This window comes from Bacillus sp. FSL R9-9834 (genome assembly GCF_038006905.1).
GTDB classification, from domain to species: Bacteria; Bacillota; Bacilli; order Bacillales; family Bacillaceae_G; genus Bacillus_A; species Bacillus_A pacificus.
In genome coordinates, this window is the sequence record NZ_JBBOWD010000001.1 from 2,629,573 (window position 1) to 2,643,346 (window position 13,774).

General features: G+C 34.7%; 17 protein-coding genes. 3 read left to right on the top strand and 14 right to left on the bottom strand.

Annotation, left to right across the window (positions count from 1 at the left end; all coding sequences use genetic code 11):
* Positions 1–16 precede the first annotated feature (16 nt).
* From lpdA to MKY00_RS13605, 5 genes are all read right to left on the bottom strand, one after another.
* A complete protein-coding gene (gene lpdA / locus MKY00_RS13585) occupies positions 17–1,396 on the bottom strand; it encodes a dihydrolipoyl dehydrogenase (protein ID WP_016717665.1) in 1,380 nt (459 codons plus the stop codon).
* Between the two features lie 15 nt (positions 1,397–1,411).
* Positions 1,412–2,611 carry a dihydrolipoamide acetyltransferase family protein gene (locus MKY00_RS13590; protein WP_016717666.1) on the bottom strand — a complete coding sequence of 400 codons (1,200 nt, stop codon included), beginning with the start codon at positions 2,609–2,611 and terminating at the stop codon, positions 1,412–1,414.
* Positions 2,612–2,638: 27 nt separating this feature from the next.
* Entirely contained in the window at positions 2,639–3,673 is a 1,035-nt protein-coding gene (gene acoB / locus MKY00_RS13595; protein WP_000198893.1) for an acetoin:2,6-dichlorophenolindophenol oxidoreductase subunit beta, read from the bottom strand.
* Positions 3,674–3,690: 17 nt separating this feature from the next.
* Positions 3,691–4,689: an acetoin:2,6-dichlorophenolindophenol oxidoreductase subunit alpha gene (gene acoA / locus MKY00_RS13600; RefSeq protein WP_016717667.1), complete on the bottom strand. Its 999-nt coding sequence runs from the start codon at positions 4,687–4,689 to the stop codon at positions 3,691–3,693.
* Positions 4,690–4,858: 169 nt separating this feature from the next.
* Positions 4,859–5,338 carry a DinB family protein gene (locus MKY00_RS13605; protein WP_016717669.1) on the bottom strand — a complete coding sequence of 160 codons (480 nt, stop codon included), beginning with the start codon at positions 5,336–5,338 and terminating at the stop codon, positions 4,859–4,861.
* 165 nt (positions 5,339–5,503) lie between these two features.
* Between MKY00_RS13605 and MKY00_RS13610 the strand changes: the two genes are divergently transcribed.
* Positions 5,504–6,349 carry an oxidoreductase gene (locus MKY00_RS13610; RefSeq protein ID WP_029141131.1) on the top strand — a complete coding sequence of 282 codons (846 nt, stop codon included), beginning with the start codon at positions 5,504–5,506 and terminating at the stop codon, positions 6,347–6,349.
* A gap of 41 nt (positions 6,350–6,390) precedes the next feature.
* On the top strand, positions 6,391–6,900 hold the full coding sequence (locus MKY00_RS13615) for a GrpB family protein (RefSeq protein WP_016717671.1): 510 nt from the start codon (positions 6,391–6,393) through the stop codon (positions 6,898–6,900).
* Between the two features lie 35 nt (positions 6,901–6,935).
* On the opposite strand, the gene MKY00_RS13620 is transcribed toward MKY00_RS13615, so the two are convergent.
* The 9 genes from MKY00_RS13620 to MKY00_RS13660 form a co-directional block, all read right to left on the bottom strand.
* On the bottom strand, positions 6,936–7,532 hold the full coding sequence (locus MKY00_RS13620; RefSeq protein ID WP_016717672.1) for a uridine kinase family protein: 597 nt from the start codon (positions 7,530–7,532) through the stop codon (positions 6,936–6,938).
* A 44-nt stretch (positions 7,533–7,576) separates the two neighbouring features.
* Positions 7,577–7,957 carry a DUF4181 domain-containing protein gene (locus MKY00_RS13625; RefSeq protein WP_016717673.1) on the bottom strand — a complete coding sequence of 127 codons (381 nt, stop codon included), beginning with the start codon at positions 7,955–7,957 and terminating at the stop codon, positions 7,577–7,579.
* A gap of 19 nt (positions 7,958–7,976) precedes the next feature.
* Complete coding sequence (locus MKY00_RS13630; RefSeq protein ID WP_016717674.1) at positions 7,977–8,417, bottom strand: NUDIX domain-containing protein; 441 nt, start codon at positions 8,415–8,417, stop codon at positions 7,977–7,979.
* A gap of 28 nt (positions 8,418–8,445) precedes the next feature.
* Positions 8,446–8,769, bottom strand: a complete 324-nt coding sequence (locus tag MKY00_RS13635) for a DUF4181 domain-containing protein (protein WP_074585608.1) — start codon at positions 8,767–8,769, stop codon at positions 8,446–8,448.
* Positions 8,770–8,837: 68 nt separating this feature from the next.
* Positions 8,838–9,662, bottom strand: coding sequence for a PP2C family serine/threonine-protein phosphatase (locus tag MKY00_RS13640; protein WP_016717675.1), 825 nt, complete (start codon positions 9,660–9,662; stop codon positions 8,838–8,840).
* Positions 9,646–10,131, bottom strand: a complete 486-nt coding sequence (locus tag MKY00_RS13645; RefSeq protein WP_029141132.1) for an HIT family protein — start codon at positions 10,129–10,131, stop codon at positions 9,646–9,648. The genes MKY00_RS13640 and MKY00_RS13645 overlap by 17 nt, the downstream gene beginning before the upstream one ends.
* Before the next feature lie 102 nt (positions 10,132–10,233).
* A complete protein-coding gene (locus tag MKY00_RS13650) occupies positions 10,234–10,404 on the bottom strand; it encodes a hypothetical protein (RefSeq protein WP_001992228.1) in 171 nt (56 codons plus the stop codon).
* Between the two features lie 296 nt (positions 10,405–10,700).
* Positions 10,701–11,537 (bottom strand): ABC transporter permease, encoded by an 837-nt coding sequence (locus MKY00_RS13655; RefSeq protein ID WP_001084762.1) that lies wholly within the window; start codon positions 11,535–11,537, stop codon positions 10,701–10,703.
* Complete coding sequence (locus tag MKY00_RS13660) at positions 11,530–12,735, bottom strand: quaternary amine ABC transporter ATP-binding protein (protein WP_016717677.1); 1,206 nt, start codon at positions 12,733–12,735, stop codon at positions 11,530–11,532. The genes MKY00_RS13655 and MKY00_RS13660 overlap by 8 nt, the downstream gene beginning before the upstream one ends.
* 170 nt (positions 12,736–12,905) lie before the next feature.
* On the opposite strand from MKY00_RS13660, the gene MKY00_RS13665 reads away from it, so the two are divergent.
* A complete protein-coding gene (locus tag MKY00_RS13665; protein ID WP_016717678.1) occupies positions 12,906–13,763 on the top strand; it encodes a glycine betaine ABC transporter substrate-binding protein in 858 nt (285 codons plus the stop codon).
* Positions 13,764–13,774 lie beyond the last annotated feature (11 nt).

Sequence of the window (13,774 nt, forward strand, 5' to 3'; positions counted from 1 at the left end):
TTTATTACACTTCCATTTAAGCGTGTACAGCATGTCCTATCGCTTGCAATAGCGCTTCATGAATCGCTTCAGATAAAGTTGGGTGTGCTGCAATATAATCTCTCATAATATCAGCAGTAACTTCTGTATGAATCATTACAGTTCCTTGTCCAATCAGTTCGGTTGCACGTGGACCAATAATAGAAATCCCTACAATTTCTTGATATTTAGGTTCCACAATGACTTTTACTTTACCCGTTTGTTCTCCAATAATAAGCGCTTTTCCATTTGCTGAAAAAGGAAACTCTCCGATAAGAATATCACCATATTGCTCTCTTGCTAATTTTTCACTTAAACCGACACTAGCAATTTCTGGAGCTGTATAAATACAGCGAGGTACAGCATGATAGTTTACTTTTACATCTTCTCCACTCGCATGTAATGCTGCTGTCGTTCCTTCATGGAAAGCAACGTGAGCAAGCTGGATTCCACCAATCACATCACCCGCTGCGTAAATATGTGATACATTGGTTTGCATATGTTCATTCACAGAAATTCCTTTATTTGAATATTGAATGCCTGCTTTTTCTAAATCTAATTGTTGTACACGTGGTTTTCGGCCGACAGAAACGAGAACAAATTCTGGATTAACTACTTGGGTACTTCCTTCATATTCAAATGAAGCTTGCTTTTTATAATTATTTAATCCTTTTAAAGCTGCTCCTGTAAATATTTCTACGCCATCATTTTCTAGTTTCCCTCTTAAAATGTGTGCGATATCTTCATCTTCACCAGGTAATAATTGCGGTGCCATTTCAACAATCGTAACTTTTGTTCCAAGACGACTATAAATACTTGCAAACTCGCATCCTATTACACCACCACCAACAATTAATAATGATTTCGGTATATTTTCTAGGGACATTGCATGGCTACTATTTAAAATCCATTTCCCATCAAATGTAGCAGAAGGTAATTCAGTCGGTTCTGAACCTGCTGCAATAATGAATTGTTCTCCATCTACTACAATTTCTTTACCACCGTGTGTAACTCTCACACGATGATCCGTTTCAAATCTTGCTTTACCTTGTATAACTTTTATTTTATTTTTCTTCATTAAATATTGAATTCCTTGGACGAGCTGTGTTACAACTTGTGATTTCCTCGCCTGCATTTGCTTCCAATCAACTGAAATACTTCCTTCGTTAAGCATAACTCCATAATGATTCGCTTTTCTCACAATGTCATGCACTTCTGCACTTTCTAACAATGATTTTGTAGGCATGCACCCAACATTTAAACAAGTCCCGCCAAGATCAGCTTCATCAATAAGAGTGACTTCTTTTCCACTTTGAGCCGCGGTAATTGCTGCTACATAGCCAGCAGGTCCGCCACCAATAACGACTAGTTTACTCATTCTCTCACCTTCTCTTTATAAAAGAATTGTTACAGGTTCTTCTAAATAACGTTTAATTGTGCGTAAAAATGCAGCTGCTGGTGCACCATCTAATACACGATGATCGAATGTTAAACTTAAAGGTAACATACTGCCTTTTTTTATTTTCTTCCCTTTATATACTGGAACATGTTCAATTGCACCTACACCTAAAATACCAGTTTCAGGTGTATTTAATACTGGCGTAAAATATTCAATACCGAAGCTACCTAAATTACTAATTGTAAAGGTTGTCCCTTGCATATCATCACTACTTAAACTACCTTCTCTTGCTTTTTGTGCAACATTTTTAATTTGTTTAGATAACTCTACTAAAGATAGATGATTAGCAAAGCGAATAGCTGGAACGACTAATCCTTTTTCTAATGCGACTGCCATGCCTAAATGAACATGTTCAAATTGATGAATTGTATCATCCATATAAGCGCTGTTCATTTCTTTATGCTCTCCAAGCGCTAATACAACAGCACGAGAAACGAAATCCGTAATAGTTAGTTTGTTATCGTATCGTTTTTGTACAACTGCCGCTATTTCTTTATGTAAAGCAGCTAAATCTGTAACATCTACTTTCATCGTTAATGTTAATTGCGCACTATTTTGTAAACTTGCATGCATACGGTTTGCGATTGCTTTCCGCATACCAGTAACAGGAATTGCTTTACTTTCTTCTTGTTCAAGTACTTCTGGAATTGTTACTCTTTCTTCAATCGCTTTTAATACGTCTACTTTTGTAATCCTTCCGCCAGGGCCTGTACCAACTAATGCTTTGATATCTAGATTTTCAGACTTTGCAATTTTCTTCGCTACAGGTGAAATTTTGATTCTTTGCTTCGCCACTTCTTTCGCATATGGTTCTGGATGTTGGACCTTTTTAGGCTCTAGATTAGGTGCTTTTTCTTCTACAACATTTATACTTTCATTGATTTCTACTTTTTCGTTCAGCTTACCGATATAGCAAATGACAGTGCCAGGTGGAACTCCCTCATCTTCACTTACAGCTATATCAAGAACAGTTCCATCTGCTGGTGCTTCTATTTCAGTTTCGATTTTTTCCGAATTAATACTAGCAATTAGTTCACCTTTTGATACATGATCGCCTGCTTTAATATTCCAGCTCGTAATAATACCTTCTTTCATCGCCATACCTAACTTCGGCATTACAACTTCTACAGCCATGCTTCTCTCTCCCTTCTCATCGTTTTATTACACATGTAATAAAGATTGGTCTCCGATCATTTCTGATACAGTTTCAATTACTTTTTCCGGCGTTGGTAAATATAACTTTTCAAGTGGTGGCGAGAACGGAACTGGTGTATGTGGTGCTGTAATTCGTTTAATAGGTGCATCTAACAAATCGAATCCTTTATCCGCTACAATTGCCGCAATATCCGTTGCGATACTACATCTTGGATTTGCTTCATCAATAACAATAAGGCGATTTGTTTTTTCAACTGATGCTAAAATCGTATCTTCATCCAGTGGTGATAAAGAACGTGGATCAATTACTTCTACTTCAAGTCCTTTTTTCGATAATTGCTCAGCGGCTGCAAGTGCTGTATGAACTTGTTTTCCAATGGCGACGATTGTTACATCAGAACCTTCACGTTTTATATCTGCTTTACCTAATGGAATTGTATAATACCCTTCCGGCACTTCACCTTTCATATTGTAAAGTGTTTTATCTTCAAAGAAGATTACTGGGTCATCATCTTCAATTGCCGCTAATAATAAGCCTTTTGCGTCATATGGAGTAGAAGGAACGACAACTTTTATACCTGGAATGCTCGTAAATAACGCATACAAACTTTGTGAATGTTGTGCAGCTGCGCTAAAACCTGCACCATGCATCGTACGTACCGTAACTGGCACTTTCGCTTTACCACCGAACATATAACGGAATTTTGCACCTTGGTTTAATACTTGATCAAGACAACTACCGATAAAATCATTAAACATTAATTCAGCAATCGGACGTAGTCCTGTTGCCGCAGCTGCCATTGCTGCTCCCATGTAACCCGCTTCTGAAATTGGTGTATCTAAAATACGATTTCGGCCAAATTCTTGTACAAGGCCTTTCGTAACACCAAGAACACCGCCCCATGCTTCATCATCTTGCAAGTGATCAACTTGTGCACCACCTGCAACGTCTTCTCCTATTAAAATTACGTTTTCATCACGACGCATTGAGATTTTCATCGCTTCATTAATTGCAGTTGACATACTTACTGTTCTAGTCATTATTTTTCACCCTCCTCTTATTTGTAAGAAACGTATACATCTTTTAATAACTCTTCATCCTCTGGATATGGACTATTTTCACTAAATTCAATTGATTTTTGAACCGCTTCATCTACTGCCTTTTCCATATCTACAAGCTCAGATTCAGTTAATAAAGCTTCATGAATTAAATGCTTACGGAAATTCACAATCGCATCTTTTTCATTTAAATGTTCTTCTTTTTCTTCTGAAGTTTTATACGTTTGTGCTTCACCTTCGAAATGACCGTAATTACGATATGTCATACATTCAATTATTGTTGGACCACCGCCATTACGAGCACGTTCTACTGCTTCTTCCGCTGCTTTATACACCGCAAGCAAGTTCTTTCCATCCACTTGAACACCTGGAATGTTATAAGCTTTCGCTCGATCTGCAATGGAATCACAACTTGAAGCATATTCAAATGTTGTCGCTTCACCATAACCGTTATTTTCTGCGATAAAAATAACTGGTAATTTCCAAATCGCCGCTAAATTAACCCCTTCGTGAAATGTTCCTTCATTATTTGCTCCGTCACCGAAGAAACAAACACTTACGTCTTTCGTTCCTTTATATTTAGCTGTTAATGCTGAGCCGCAAGCAAGCGGGAAACCACCACCTACAATGCCATTTGCACCAAGCATTCCTTTATCTAAATCAGCAATGTGCATGGAGCCGCCTTTACCTTTACATAACCCTGTCGCTTTCCCAAAAAGTTCAGCCATCATACCGTTTAAATCACAACCTTTTGCGATACAGTGTCCATGTCCTCTATGCGTACTTGTAATACTGTCACGATCCGTTAAGTGGGCACATACACCAACTGCTACCGCTTCTTCACCTGCGTATAAATGGACGAAACCTGGCAGCACGCCTTGAGCGAACAATTCATGTACCTTATCTTCAAACTTACGAATCTCTAACATTTTTTCATACATCCAACGAGCTTGTTCTTTCGTAATTTCATTCCCTTTACTTTCAGTTGTTTTTAACATGTCCAGCCCTCCTATTTTCTTGTTCATCTTTTATATTGCAAGTACTGTGCCAAATTCTAATCCTTGATTTAATAGGGTTTCTCTTTTCTTTCAAAATAAAAAAGTGGACAAAATGAGACATCTGTCTCGTTTTGTCCACTTTTGTTCACCTAATTTGAGAATCATTATTTTATTCATGATCAAAACTCTTCTGTAACTTCTGAATGTAAATAATTTGACCAATATGATAAGCATTATGAGTTGTGACATTTGCTAGCACTTCCCACCACTTTGCACATACTGGGAATCCAACTACATCACTTTCTACCTTTTCTTTATTTATTAGCTTTTGCCATAGTAACAGTTTCTCCAGTAGTTTTTCTCTTAATTCATCGAAAGATTGATTATCTGAAAGCATAAAACTTTTGTTATTATCACCAATAGCGGGCACAGCATTCACATTTGATTCTTTATACCTCGTTTGCCACGTTGAGTTCCAATACAGTAAATGTTGTACAATTTCAGCTATACTATTACTCTCTTCATTCGGTTTCCAGAAAGCTTCTCTCTCAGATAGATCTTTCACTGCATCTGAAAACGGAATATACCAACTAGGATCGTTCGCATTCGCTAATAACTGATCTGCTAATACATCTTTCACATGGGCCATTTCTCTTCCCTCATTTCATTATCATATTAATATACACTACTTTATATACGCTGATTTCCTATAATCCCCTTTTTTACATACAAATTGGTTTCATAATGAATGTAAGAATAATAGATTTTCTTACTATAACTCGTTATGATAAAAGAAAAAGAAAGCGAGCGACCAATGAATAAAAAAATCGCGGTTATTACAGGAGCTTCAAGTGGATTCGGACTATTAACTACACTCGAACTCGCAAAAAAAGATTATTTAGTTATCGCAACAATGAGAAACCTTGAAAAACAAGGAAACTTATTATCTCAAGCTACTCAACTCAACTTACTGCAAAACATAAAAATTCAACAATTAGATGTAACCGATCAAAACTCTTTACATAACTTTCAATTATTTTTAAAAGAAATAAACAAAGTGAACCTCCTCATTAATAATGCAGGATATGCCAATGGGGGCTTTGTAGAAGAAACTCCAGTAGAGGAATACCGTAAACAATTTGAAACGAACCTATTTGGAGCTATTTCAATTACTCAGCTTGTTTTACCTTATATGAGAGAACAACAAAGCGGAAAAATTATTAATATAAGCAGCATTAGTGGTCAAGTTGCATTCCCTGGTCTATCTCCTTACGTTTCTTCAAAATATGCATTAGAAGGATGGAGTGAATCCCTTCGTTTAGAAGTAAAACCTTTTGGAATAGATGTTGCTTTAATAGAACCAGGTTCTTATAACACAAATATTTGGGAAGTTGGTAAACAACTAGCTACAAACCAATCTGATACATCTTCTCCTTACAAAGAATATATGGATAAAATACAAAAACATATTAATAGCGGCAGTGATACATTTGGCAATCCGATAGATGTTGCTAATAAAATTGTAGAAATTGCTGAATCTAAGCGTACGAATTTACGATATCCGATTGGAAAAGGTGTAAAATTTATGATCTTTGCAAAGAAAATTCTTCCTTGGAGATTGTGGGAATATCTTGTTTTGAGAAGCTTTAAGAAAATGTAATTACCTTTATTGAAAAACATTTTGAAAGAGGTGCTAATTAAATGTTAGGTTTACCATATGGAAAAGTGTTTTTAGCTCCGTGGACTGAAGAATGGGAATTTGAGTTTATGAAAGAGAAACAATTCATTGAGAAACAAATTGGCGAACATATTTTAGCGATACACCATATTGGTAGTACTGCTATTCCACAATTAAGTGCAAAGCCAATTATTGATATTGCAATCGAATTAGAAGATTATAACGATGGCTTAAACTGTATTAACAAGTTAGAACTGCTAAACTATAAATATAGAAAAGATGTACTGCCTGAACGATATTATTTTAATAAAGGTGAGCCAAGAACTCATCAAATTCATATGTATGAACAAGGGAATTCATATTTAATAGAACAATTACAATTTCGAGATTACTTAATAGACAATAAAACCGCTCGTATACAGTATGAACAGTTGAAGATTCAACTTTCACAAGCTAATCCTAATGATAAACATCAATATGCTGAGGATAAAACAAATTTTATTACATCGATATTAGCTAAAATACATGCTTAAATTCAATAAGAAACCATTTAGTAGTAAATGGTTTCTTATTTATTAGTTATCTCATTATTTGTACCATCAATAATAAAATCTGCAAATTCATGTGGCTTATGACTTTCTACATACATATCTTCAGCAACCATCCAATTGTTTTCCCACATATCACGCGCAGCTTCTCCATCTCTAGCAATTCCTCTTTTTATACGTGTTTCACGAGGACAATTCACCCATATTTTTAAATCATACATTCCCGCTAGCTCCTGACGTGTTGCATATACACCTTCAATAATTACAATACCACCGGCAGGAACAATATGGGATCCAACTAAAGAATCCTTTTCCCAATCATAACGCTTATAACGCCCTTCTAGTCCATTACTAATCGGATTTAAAACTTCTTTTAAAAGGCGTTTCCAGTCAAAATCTGCACCAATTGATTTATTCGTAGGATTATCATTTACAATCTTTGCAGATGGTAAATAAAAATCATCCATATGAACAATCGTTACAGTTGAAAAATTACTTTTTATTTTATTTGCTAACGTACTTTTACCTGCACCGCCACAGCCATCAATACCTATTATTAGTAGTGATTGTTCTGTACATTTTTCTTCAGCCCATTTTAAAATTAAGTCTAAATCCAAACTAACCCATCCCCTTATATCTCTTACATTCCGTTATTAAAGTTTTACGTTGCAGGTGGAACGAAATAAAATAGTATCGAGAGCATCAATATAAAAGAAACCATTCCCGTTATCGAAAGTATATATTCTTTTGATTTTCTATCATATTTCCATTCCATCCATGCTCTTAAAGTCCATGATATCCCTAAATAAGTGAACATGACATAAGCCATTTTAGCGTTTTCAAATTTAAACATATAATAACAACTACTTATTACATAAATAATAATAAGTCCTATTTCTAATTTTACATGTAAACTATTCACATGCTTATATCCAAAGAAGCCTCTTTTCTCAATATTTAATTTTCTTCTTAAAAACTGTTCTATAAAGTAACCACCTATGCCAAGTCCAATAATAATAAGCAAAATTGTAGAAATACCCATTGCTCCCTCTCCTATTACCTTATTTATCTTTAGTAATAAAGTGGACTATATTACGTTTATTCTCTTCTAAATAACTTACAATTCCTTCAGGATATGTTGGTTTCTCCTTTAATTCCTCTATGCTCTTCCATATTAATATAATATCCCCATATTCTTTATGTCTTATTTCATTTGTAACTCTCTCTTTAACAGTTCCCCAATGTATCAATGTACAATGATGTCCTTTTTCGTTGTTCCACTCGAAAATATGCTCATTTACAACAGCTAGCTCTTGGACATCAATTTTCAAATCGTATTCTTCCATTAATTCTCGTATTATCGCTTCTTTTGCTGTTTCACCGAATTCAATAGAACCACCTGGAAAACGATAAAATGTTTCTCTTAAATCACATTGTACAAGTACTTTAGAATGATCTTCATTTAAAATCATTGCTTCAGCACGTAATTTAGGCATCTTCATTTCGTCTCCCCATTCATTCCACATATGATTAAATCCAATAGTTATAAAAGAAAAGATTAATCATAATTCCAGTTATTATTAATAATGGAACTACGCCTAAAGAAATGACATATTCCCTCGATTCTTTATCATATTTCCACTCCATATATGATTGAAAGCAGTATAAAGTTATTAAAAATAATATGGGTAAATTACTAATATAAATAGGATTTAAAGTGGCACATATCAGCGTAACAATTATATAAAAAACGATAAGAGCCCTAGTGCCCCATTTATGAGCGTTGTTTACATATTTACTATTCCAGTCTGTTTGTTTCGGTATATTTAATTTTTTTCTCACTACTTTTTCCAAAACAACTAAGAATATGATCCATACTATTAATAAAATTCCTTTAACTAAAAACAGTGATGTCTCCTCCTTTACTTTTTATCTGGCTGATTACTCGGATAAGTAGCTTTTCCTTTATTATCAATGTCCCAACTAATAATTGTCGCACTATCTCGTCCGAATTGATGATGAACGTGCTCTAATACATGATGAACACTTTCTTCAAGTTTTATATTATTTCTATTCATATCATTATATAGATTTAATGGTGTTTCATATCGACGTTCTCCGTATTCTAATACCCCATCTGTCACCATTACAATTCGATTGTTGCCAGTACGTAATTCACGAATTCCTGATGAATAGCAAGGAACAGGTAAATCAAAAGTATTTACGTTACCAATCCATTCGTAAAAATGACGTTGATTTAACGCATATTGTCCTAATTTGTGTAATTCATCATGAAATACATACACTAAACAGTCGCCGATAGATAACCACCATATGTAGTTTTCTTTTCTTACACATAGTAAGCAAGCTGTTTCACCTTTAATTCTTTGGCACTTTTCCTTAAATGAAGAAGATTGAAAGATAGTAAGAATATGATTTTCAATAGATCGAAATACTGTATCAATCGATTCATTCATCATTTCTTTTATATTTTCATATTCTTTTTGAATTGTATTTACTACTAAATCAACACTTTCTGCACTATTATGTCCATCTAATATAGCTGCAAATTCCCAATCACCATTTGACCAAACTAACGCACCATCTTCGTTCTTGTTTGCTCCGGCGCTTATATTTCCGCCGTATTTACCAATTACGATTTCACCATATTGCTTTATCGAAATTTCGTCTAAGCACATTTCTCTACTTCCAACCCATGAATATTGTCTATTATTTGTTATATTCATATTCACTCACCATATACTTTCGTATTCTTTCGCATAGTTTTTTGATTTTTTCTGTATCACCATAAGGCGCACCCATCCATTTCGCTACTTCAGTCGGTGACCAAAACTCTTTTGGTGTATTTGCATAACGCGGTATGATGTGCATATGCATATGTGGTACACCATTTCCTGAAACAAAAGTGTAAATATGTTCTGCACCTTCACTTTCTTTTAGTGCTTTACTTACTCTACTTGATATAAGTCCGAACCTTTTCGCTTCTTCATCTGTTAGTTCAGCAAGACCAGGTACATGTCTTTTTATATCTATCATTACATAACCAAGATACGTTTCTTCGCTATCCCAGTGGACATGTCCAACGTAAACGAGTTCATCTTCGTAAATAGCTCCACCTGGAACTGTAATATTTCCTTTATGTTTTTCACAAATGAAGCAATTTTGTTCTTCTTGATTATTTGTTGGCATATCCATCACCATCCTTTTTATATATAATATCATAAAAAAAGGAAAAATAGGATTTACATTCTGAAAATTCATTCTTTTAATGCAACAATTTTGAATTGAATTTACAACTCATTTTTTCTTCAAAACCACAACTCCAATTACAATCCCAATCACAATTCCGATTACTAAATTATTTGTAAAATAACCTTGGACTACACCAATTACAACCCCTATACCGACGCCTATTGCCAAGGCATCATTGCTTTTTTTCTTTTTAGACAAAATAGCATCTCCTCTCATAATTTCTTCCAAAATAATATCTATTTACATGACTTCACTGTCTCCTAATATATTCGCTATTCCACTTAATAATTTCCAAAAAATGTACTTTATTACTTATACTTTTCCACCACATAATCCTCTTCTTAAGAAGAGATTTTCAAGTCGCTATTAAACAAACATATCGTTATTCATTGAAGAATTAAATCAATGAAATAAAAAAACAAGTTTTTGCGTCAGCTGACGGTTCTGTTATCGTTCGAATATAATTTATTCAAACAAAAAACACACTTTGTATAATAAAGTGTGTTTTTTGTTTATCTTCTTTTTTGATGAAATCCTTGTGTAATGCGGTCTAATATAATCGCAATGACAACAATGGCTAGTCCGGCTTCAAATCCCATTCCGATATTAACTTGCGTTACAGAACGGTATACATCAACTCCAAGACCTGGAGCTCCTACAAGCGATGCTGTTACTACCATTGATAAAGAGAGCATAATACTTTGGTTCACACCAGCCATGATCGTTCCAGTTGCGAGTGGTAATTGTACTTTAAATAATTTTTGTGATGCGGTAGAGCCAAACGCATTCGCTGCTTCTATTAAATCTTCTGGAACTTGTCTAATTCCTAAGTCAGTAAAACGAATTGTCGGTGGCATTGCAAAGATTACTGATGCAATAATCCCAGGTACTACACCTACTCCAAAAAATGTAATCGCGGGAATAAGATATACGAAAGCCGGCATTGTTTGCATAAAATCTAATGTCGGTTTTAAAAATTTTGAAAACCGTTCATTTTGCGAAGCTAAAATACCAATTGGTATACCTACAATGATTGAAATAATAACAGATGTAAGTACAAGAGCTAATGTCTGCATCGTCTGTGCCCAGTAGTTAATATTTAAAATAAATAATAATCCGATCAGTGTAAAAATAACTAAAGATACTTTTCTCGTTGTGTACCAAATGAGGAAACACAAAATAATAATCATCAATATAGCCGGTATTATTGTTAAAAAATTAGTGAGTAAATCAACGAATCCGCCGATAATATAAGAGAATCCTCGGAATAAGCCTTCAAAGTGCTCATATAAACTTGCAACAAATGAGTCGACCCATTCCCCTAAAGGAATACGTGGTATACTATTCATCGTCTTTCACCTCTTCTTCAATATTACCTGCAAGAGCTTGAATGACACTTTCACGTTTAATAATTCCTCTTAACCTTTTCTTCTCATCAATTACTGGTAACGGATATTTCATCTCCGCCATTTTCGCATACGTTTCTTCCAGTAAAGTATCTAAATACACGTGCGGGATATCGGTAAGTAATAAATCAGCAATTGGCCATTGCTTTTGTACTGCTTTACTCGCATCATCTGCCGTTAATATTCCTAAAAACTCATACTTTTTGTTAACAACATACACTGTAGAAACGCCAGCATTTCTCATAATTTGAAGTGCTACACGTGGTCCACGGTCAATTAATAACGTCTCTGGTCGTTTTAATATAGATTCCGCCGTTATTACTTTCCCTAAATTCACATCCGCCACGAATTTCTCTACAAATTCATTCGCAGGACTCATCATAATTTCTTCTGGCGTTCCAATTTGGACAACTTCTCCATCTTTCATTAACGCAATTCGATCACCAATTCGAAGGGCTTCATCTAAATCATGCGTAATAAAAATAATTGTTTTTTCCATTTTATCTTGTAATTCTAACAGTTCATCTTGCATTTCTTTTCGAATCAGTGGATCTAATGCACTAAATGACTCATCCATAAGTAAAACATCCGGATCATTCGTAAGCGCTCTCGCAATGCCGACACGCTGTTGCATACCACCACTCAGTTGACTTGGATAATTATCTTTATGATGATCTAATCCAACTAACTTCAAGGACTCTAACGCTTTTCTCTCTCGTTCCTCTACTGGAACTCCTTGTATTTCCAACCCATATGCAACATTTTGCAAAACGGTACGATGAGGGAATAGAGCGAATTTCTGAAACACCATGCTCATCTTCGTTCTTCTCACTCTTCGCAACTCTTCTTTGCCCATCGTTGCGATATCTTCTCCATCTATGTATATATGCCCCGCTGTTGGTTTAATCAGTTGGTTTAACATACGAACTAACGTCGATTTCCCGCTACCAGACAATCCCATAATAACGAAAATTTCTCCCGTATATACTTCGAACGTCGCCTTTTTTACGCCAACGTTCATTCCTGTCTCTTTCAAAATTTCCGATTTACTTTTTCCTTCTTTTAATAAGGTAAGCGCTCTTTGCGGGTGTTTCCCAAATACTTTTGTTACGTTTTCAACACGTACCTTTGTATTATCCATGTCACTACTCCTTTTCTACCCATCTATTCACATAGTGTTGCGATTTTGCAAAGAAATATTACATAAAAATAACATTTATAAGATTTCTTTAAAATTCTCTTTTCAGTTCATAATAAGAATGCTTACTTATACATTTATTTAAAAAGCAAACGTTTCTTAGGAGGTTTTTAATGAGAAAGAAAATATGGCTCATATGCCTTGCATTATTTATTACTATGATTTTCTCTTCATGTAATGCAACAAATGCAAATTCGAAAGGAAAAATTAAACTAGGTGTAACAAGTTGGAAAGAAAACATTGCAACAGCAAACATGTGGAAAGTTCTATTAGAACAAAAAGGCTACAAAGTTGAGCTTATGTATTTAGAAAAAGCGGCAATTTGGACTGGTGTTGCTCGCGGTGATGTTGATGCTAATTTAGAAGTATGGCTACCCGTTACGGATAAACCACTAAATGATCGTTATAAAGATGATATTGTCTTAAAATCAAAATGGTATGAAGGAACCGGACTAGGTTTAGTTGTCCCTTCTTATGTGAAAAACATAAACAGCATTGAAGATCTAAATGCACATAAAGATGAACTAGATAATAAAATTGTCGGAATTGAACCTGGCAGCAGTCTAATGAATTTAACAAATAAGGCGATGAAGGAATATGATATTAAACTAAAACTTGTCCAATCTTCTGAAGCGGCGATGATGAGTGAACTAAAGAAAGCATATACGAAAAAGAAACCAATCGCTGTTACGCTTTGGAATCCGCATTGGGGCTTTTCAGAATTTGATTTAAAATATTTAAAAGACCCTAAGAAAGTATATGGTGAAAAAGATGACATTTATTACTCTGTTCGTAAAGGTTTCGAAAAAGATCATCCAGATATCATAAAATACTTTGACAAATGGAAAATGAACGATGAACAGCTCGGTACATTAATGGTCGAGTTAAATAAAACGAAAGATCCCGAAGAAGCGGCGCGAAAATGGATTAAAAAGAACCAACCGTTAGTTGATGAATGGATTAAAGATTAAAAAACCAGGCT

Coding starts and splice junctions, on each gene's coding strand:
- lpdA (WP_016717665.1), bottom strand. CDS start 1,396: ATGAGTAAACTAGTCGTTATTGGTGGCGGACCTGCTGGCTATGTAGCA.
- MKY00_RS13590 (WP_016717666.1), bottom strand. CDS start 2,611: ATGGCTGTAGAAGTTGTAATGCCGAAGTTAGGTATGGCGATGAAAGAA.
- acoB (WP_000198893.1), bottom strand. CDS start 3,673: ATGACTAGAACAGTAAGTATGTCAACTGCAATTAATGAAGCGATGAAA.
- acoA (WP_016717667.1), bottom strand. CDS start 4,689: ATGTTAAAAACAACTGAAAGTAAAGGGAATGAAATTACGAAAGAACAA.
- MKY00_RS13605 (WP_016717669.1), bottom strand. CDS start 5,338: ATGGCCCATGTGAAAGATGTATTAGCAGATCAGTTATTAGCGAATGCG.
- MKY00_RS13610 (WP_029141131.1), top strand. CDS start 5,504: ATGAATAAAAAAATCGCGGTTATTACAGGAGCTTCAAGTGGATTCGGA.
- MKY00_RS13615 (WP_016717671.1), top strand. CDS start 6,391: ATGTTAGGTTTACCATATGGAAAAGTGTTTTTAGCTCCGTGGACTGAA.
- MKY00_RS13625 (WP_016717673.1), bottom strand. CDS start 7,957: ATGGGTATTTCTACAATTTTGCTTATTATTATTGGACTTGGCATAGGT.
- MKY00_RS13630 (WP_016717674.1), bottom strand. CDS start 8,417: ATGAAGATGCCTAAATTACGTGCTGAAGCAATGATTTTAAATGAAGAT.
- MKY00_RS13640 (WP_016717675.1), bottom strand. CDS start 9,662: ATGAATATAACAAATAATAGACAATATTCATGGGTTGGAAGTAGAGAA.
- MKY00_RS13645 (WP_029141132.1), bottom strand. CDS start 10,131: ATGGATATGCCAACAAATAATCAAGAAGAACAAAATTGCTTCATTTGT.
- MKY00_RS13650 (WP_001992228.1), bottom strand. CDS start 10,404: ATGAGAGGAGATGCTATTTTGTCTAAAAAGAAAAAAAGCAATGATGCC.
- MKY00_RS13655 (WP_001084762.1), bottom strand. CDS start 11,537: ATGAATAGTATACCACGTATTCCTTTAGGGGAATGGGTCGACTCATTT.
- MKY00_RS13660 (WP_016717677.1), bottom strand. CDS start 12,735: ATGGATAATACAAAGGTACGTGTTGAAAACGTAACAAAAGTATTTGGG.
- MKY00_RS13665 (WP_016717678.1), top strand. CDS start 12,906: ATGAGAAAGAAAATATGGCTCATATGCCTTGCATTATTTATTACTATG.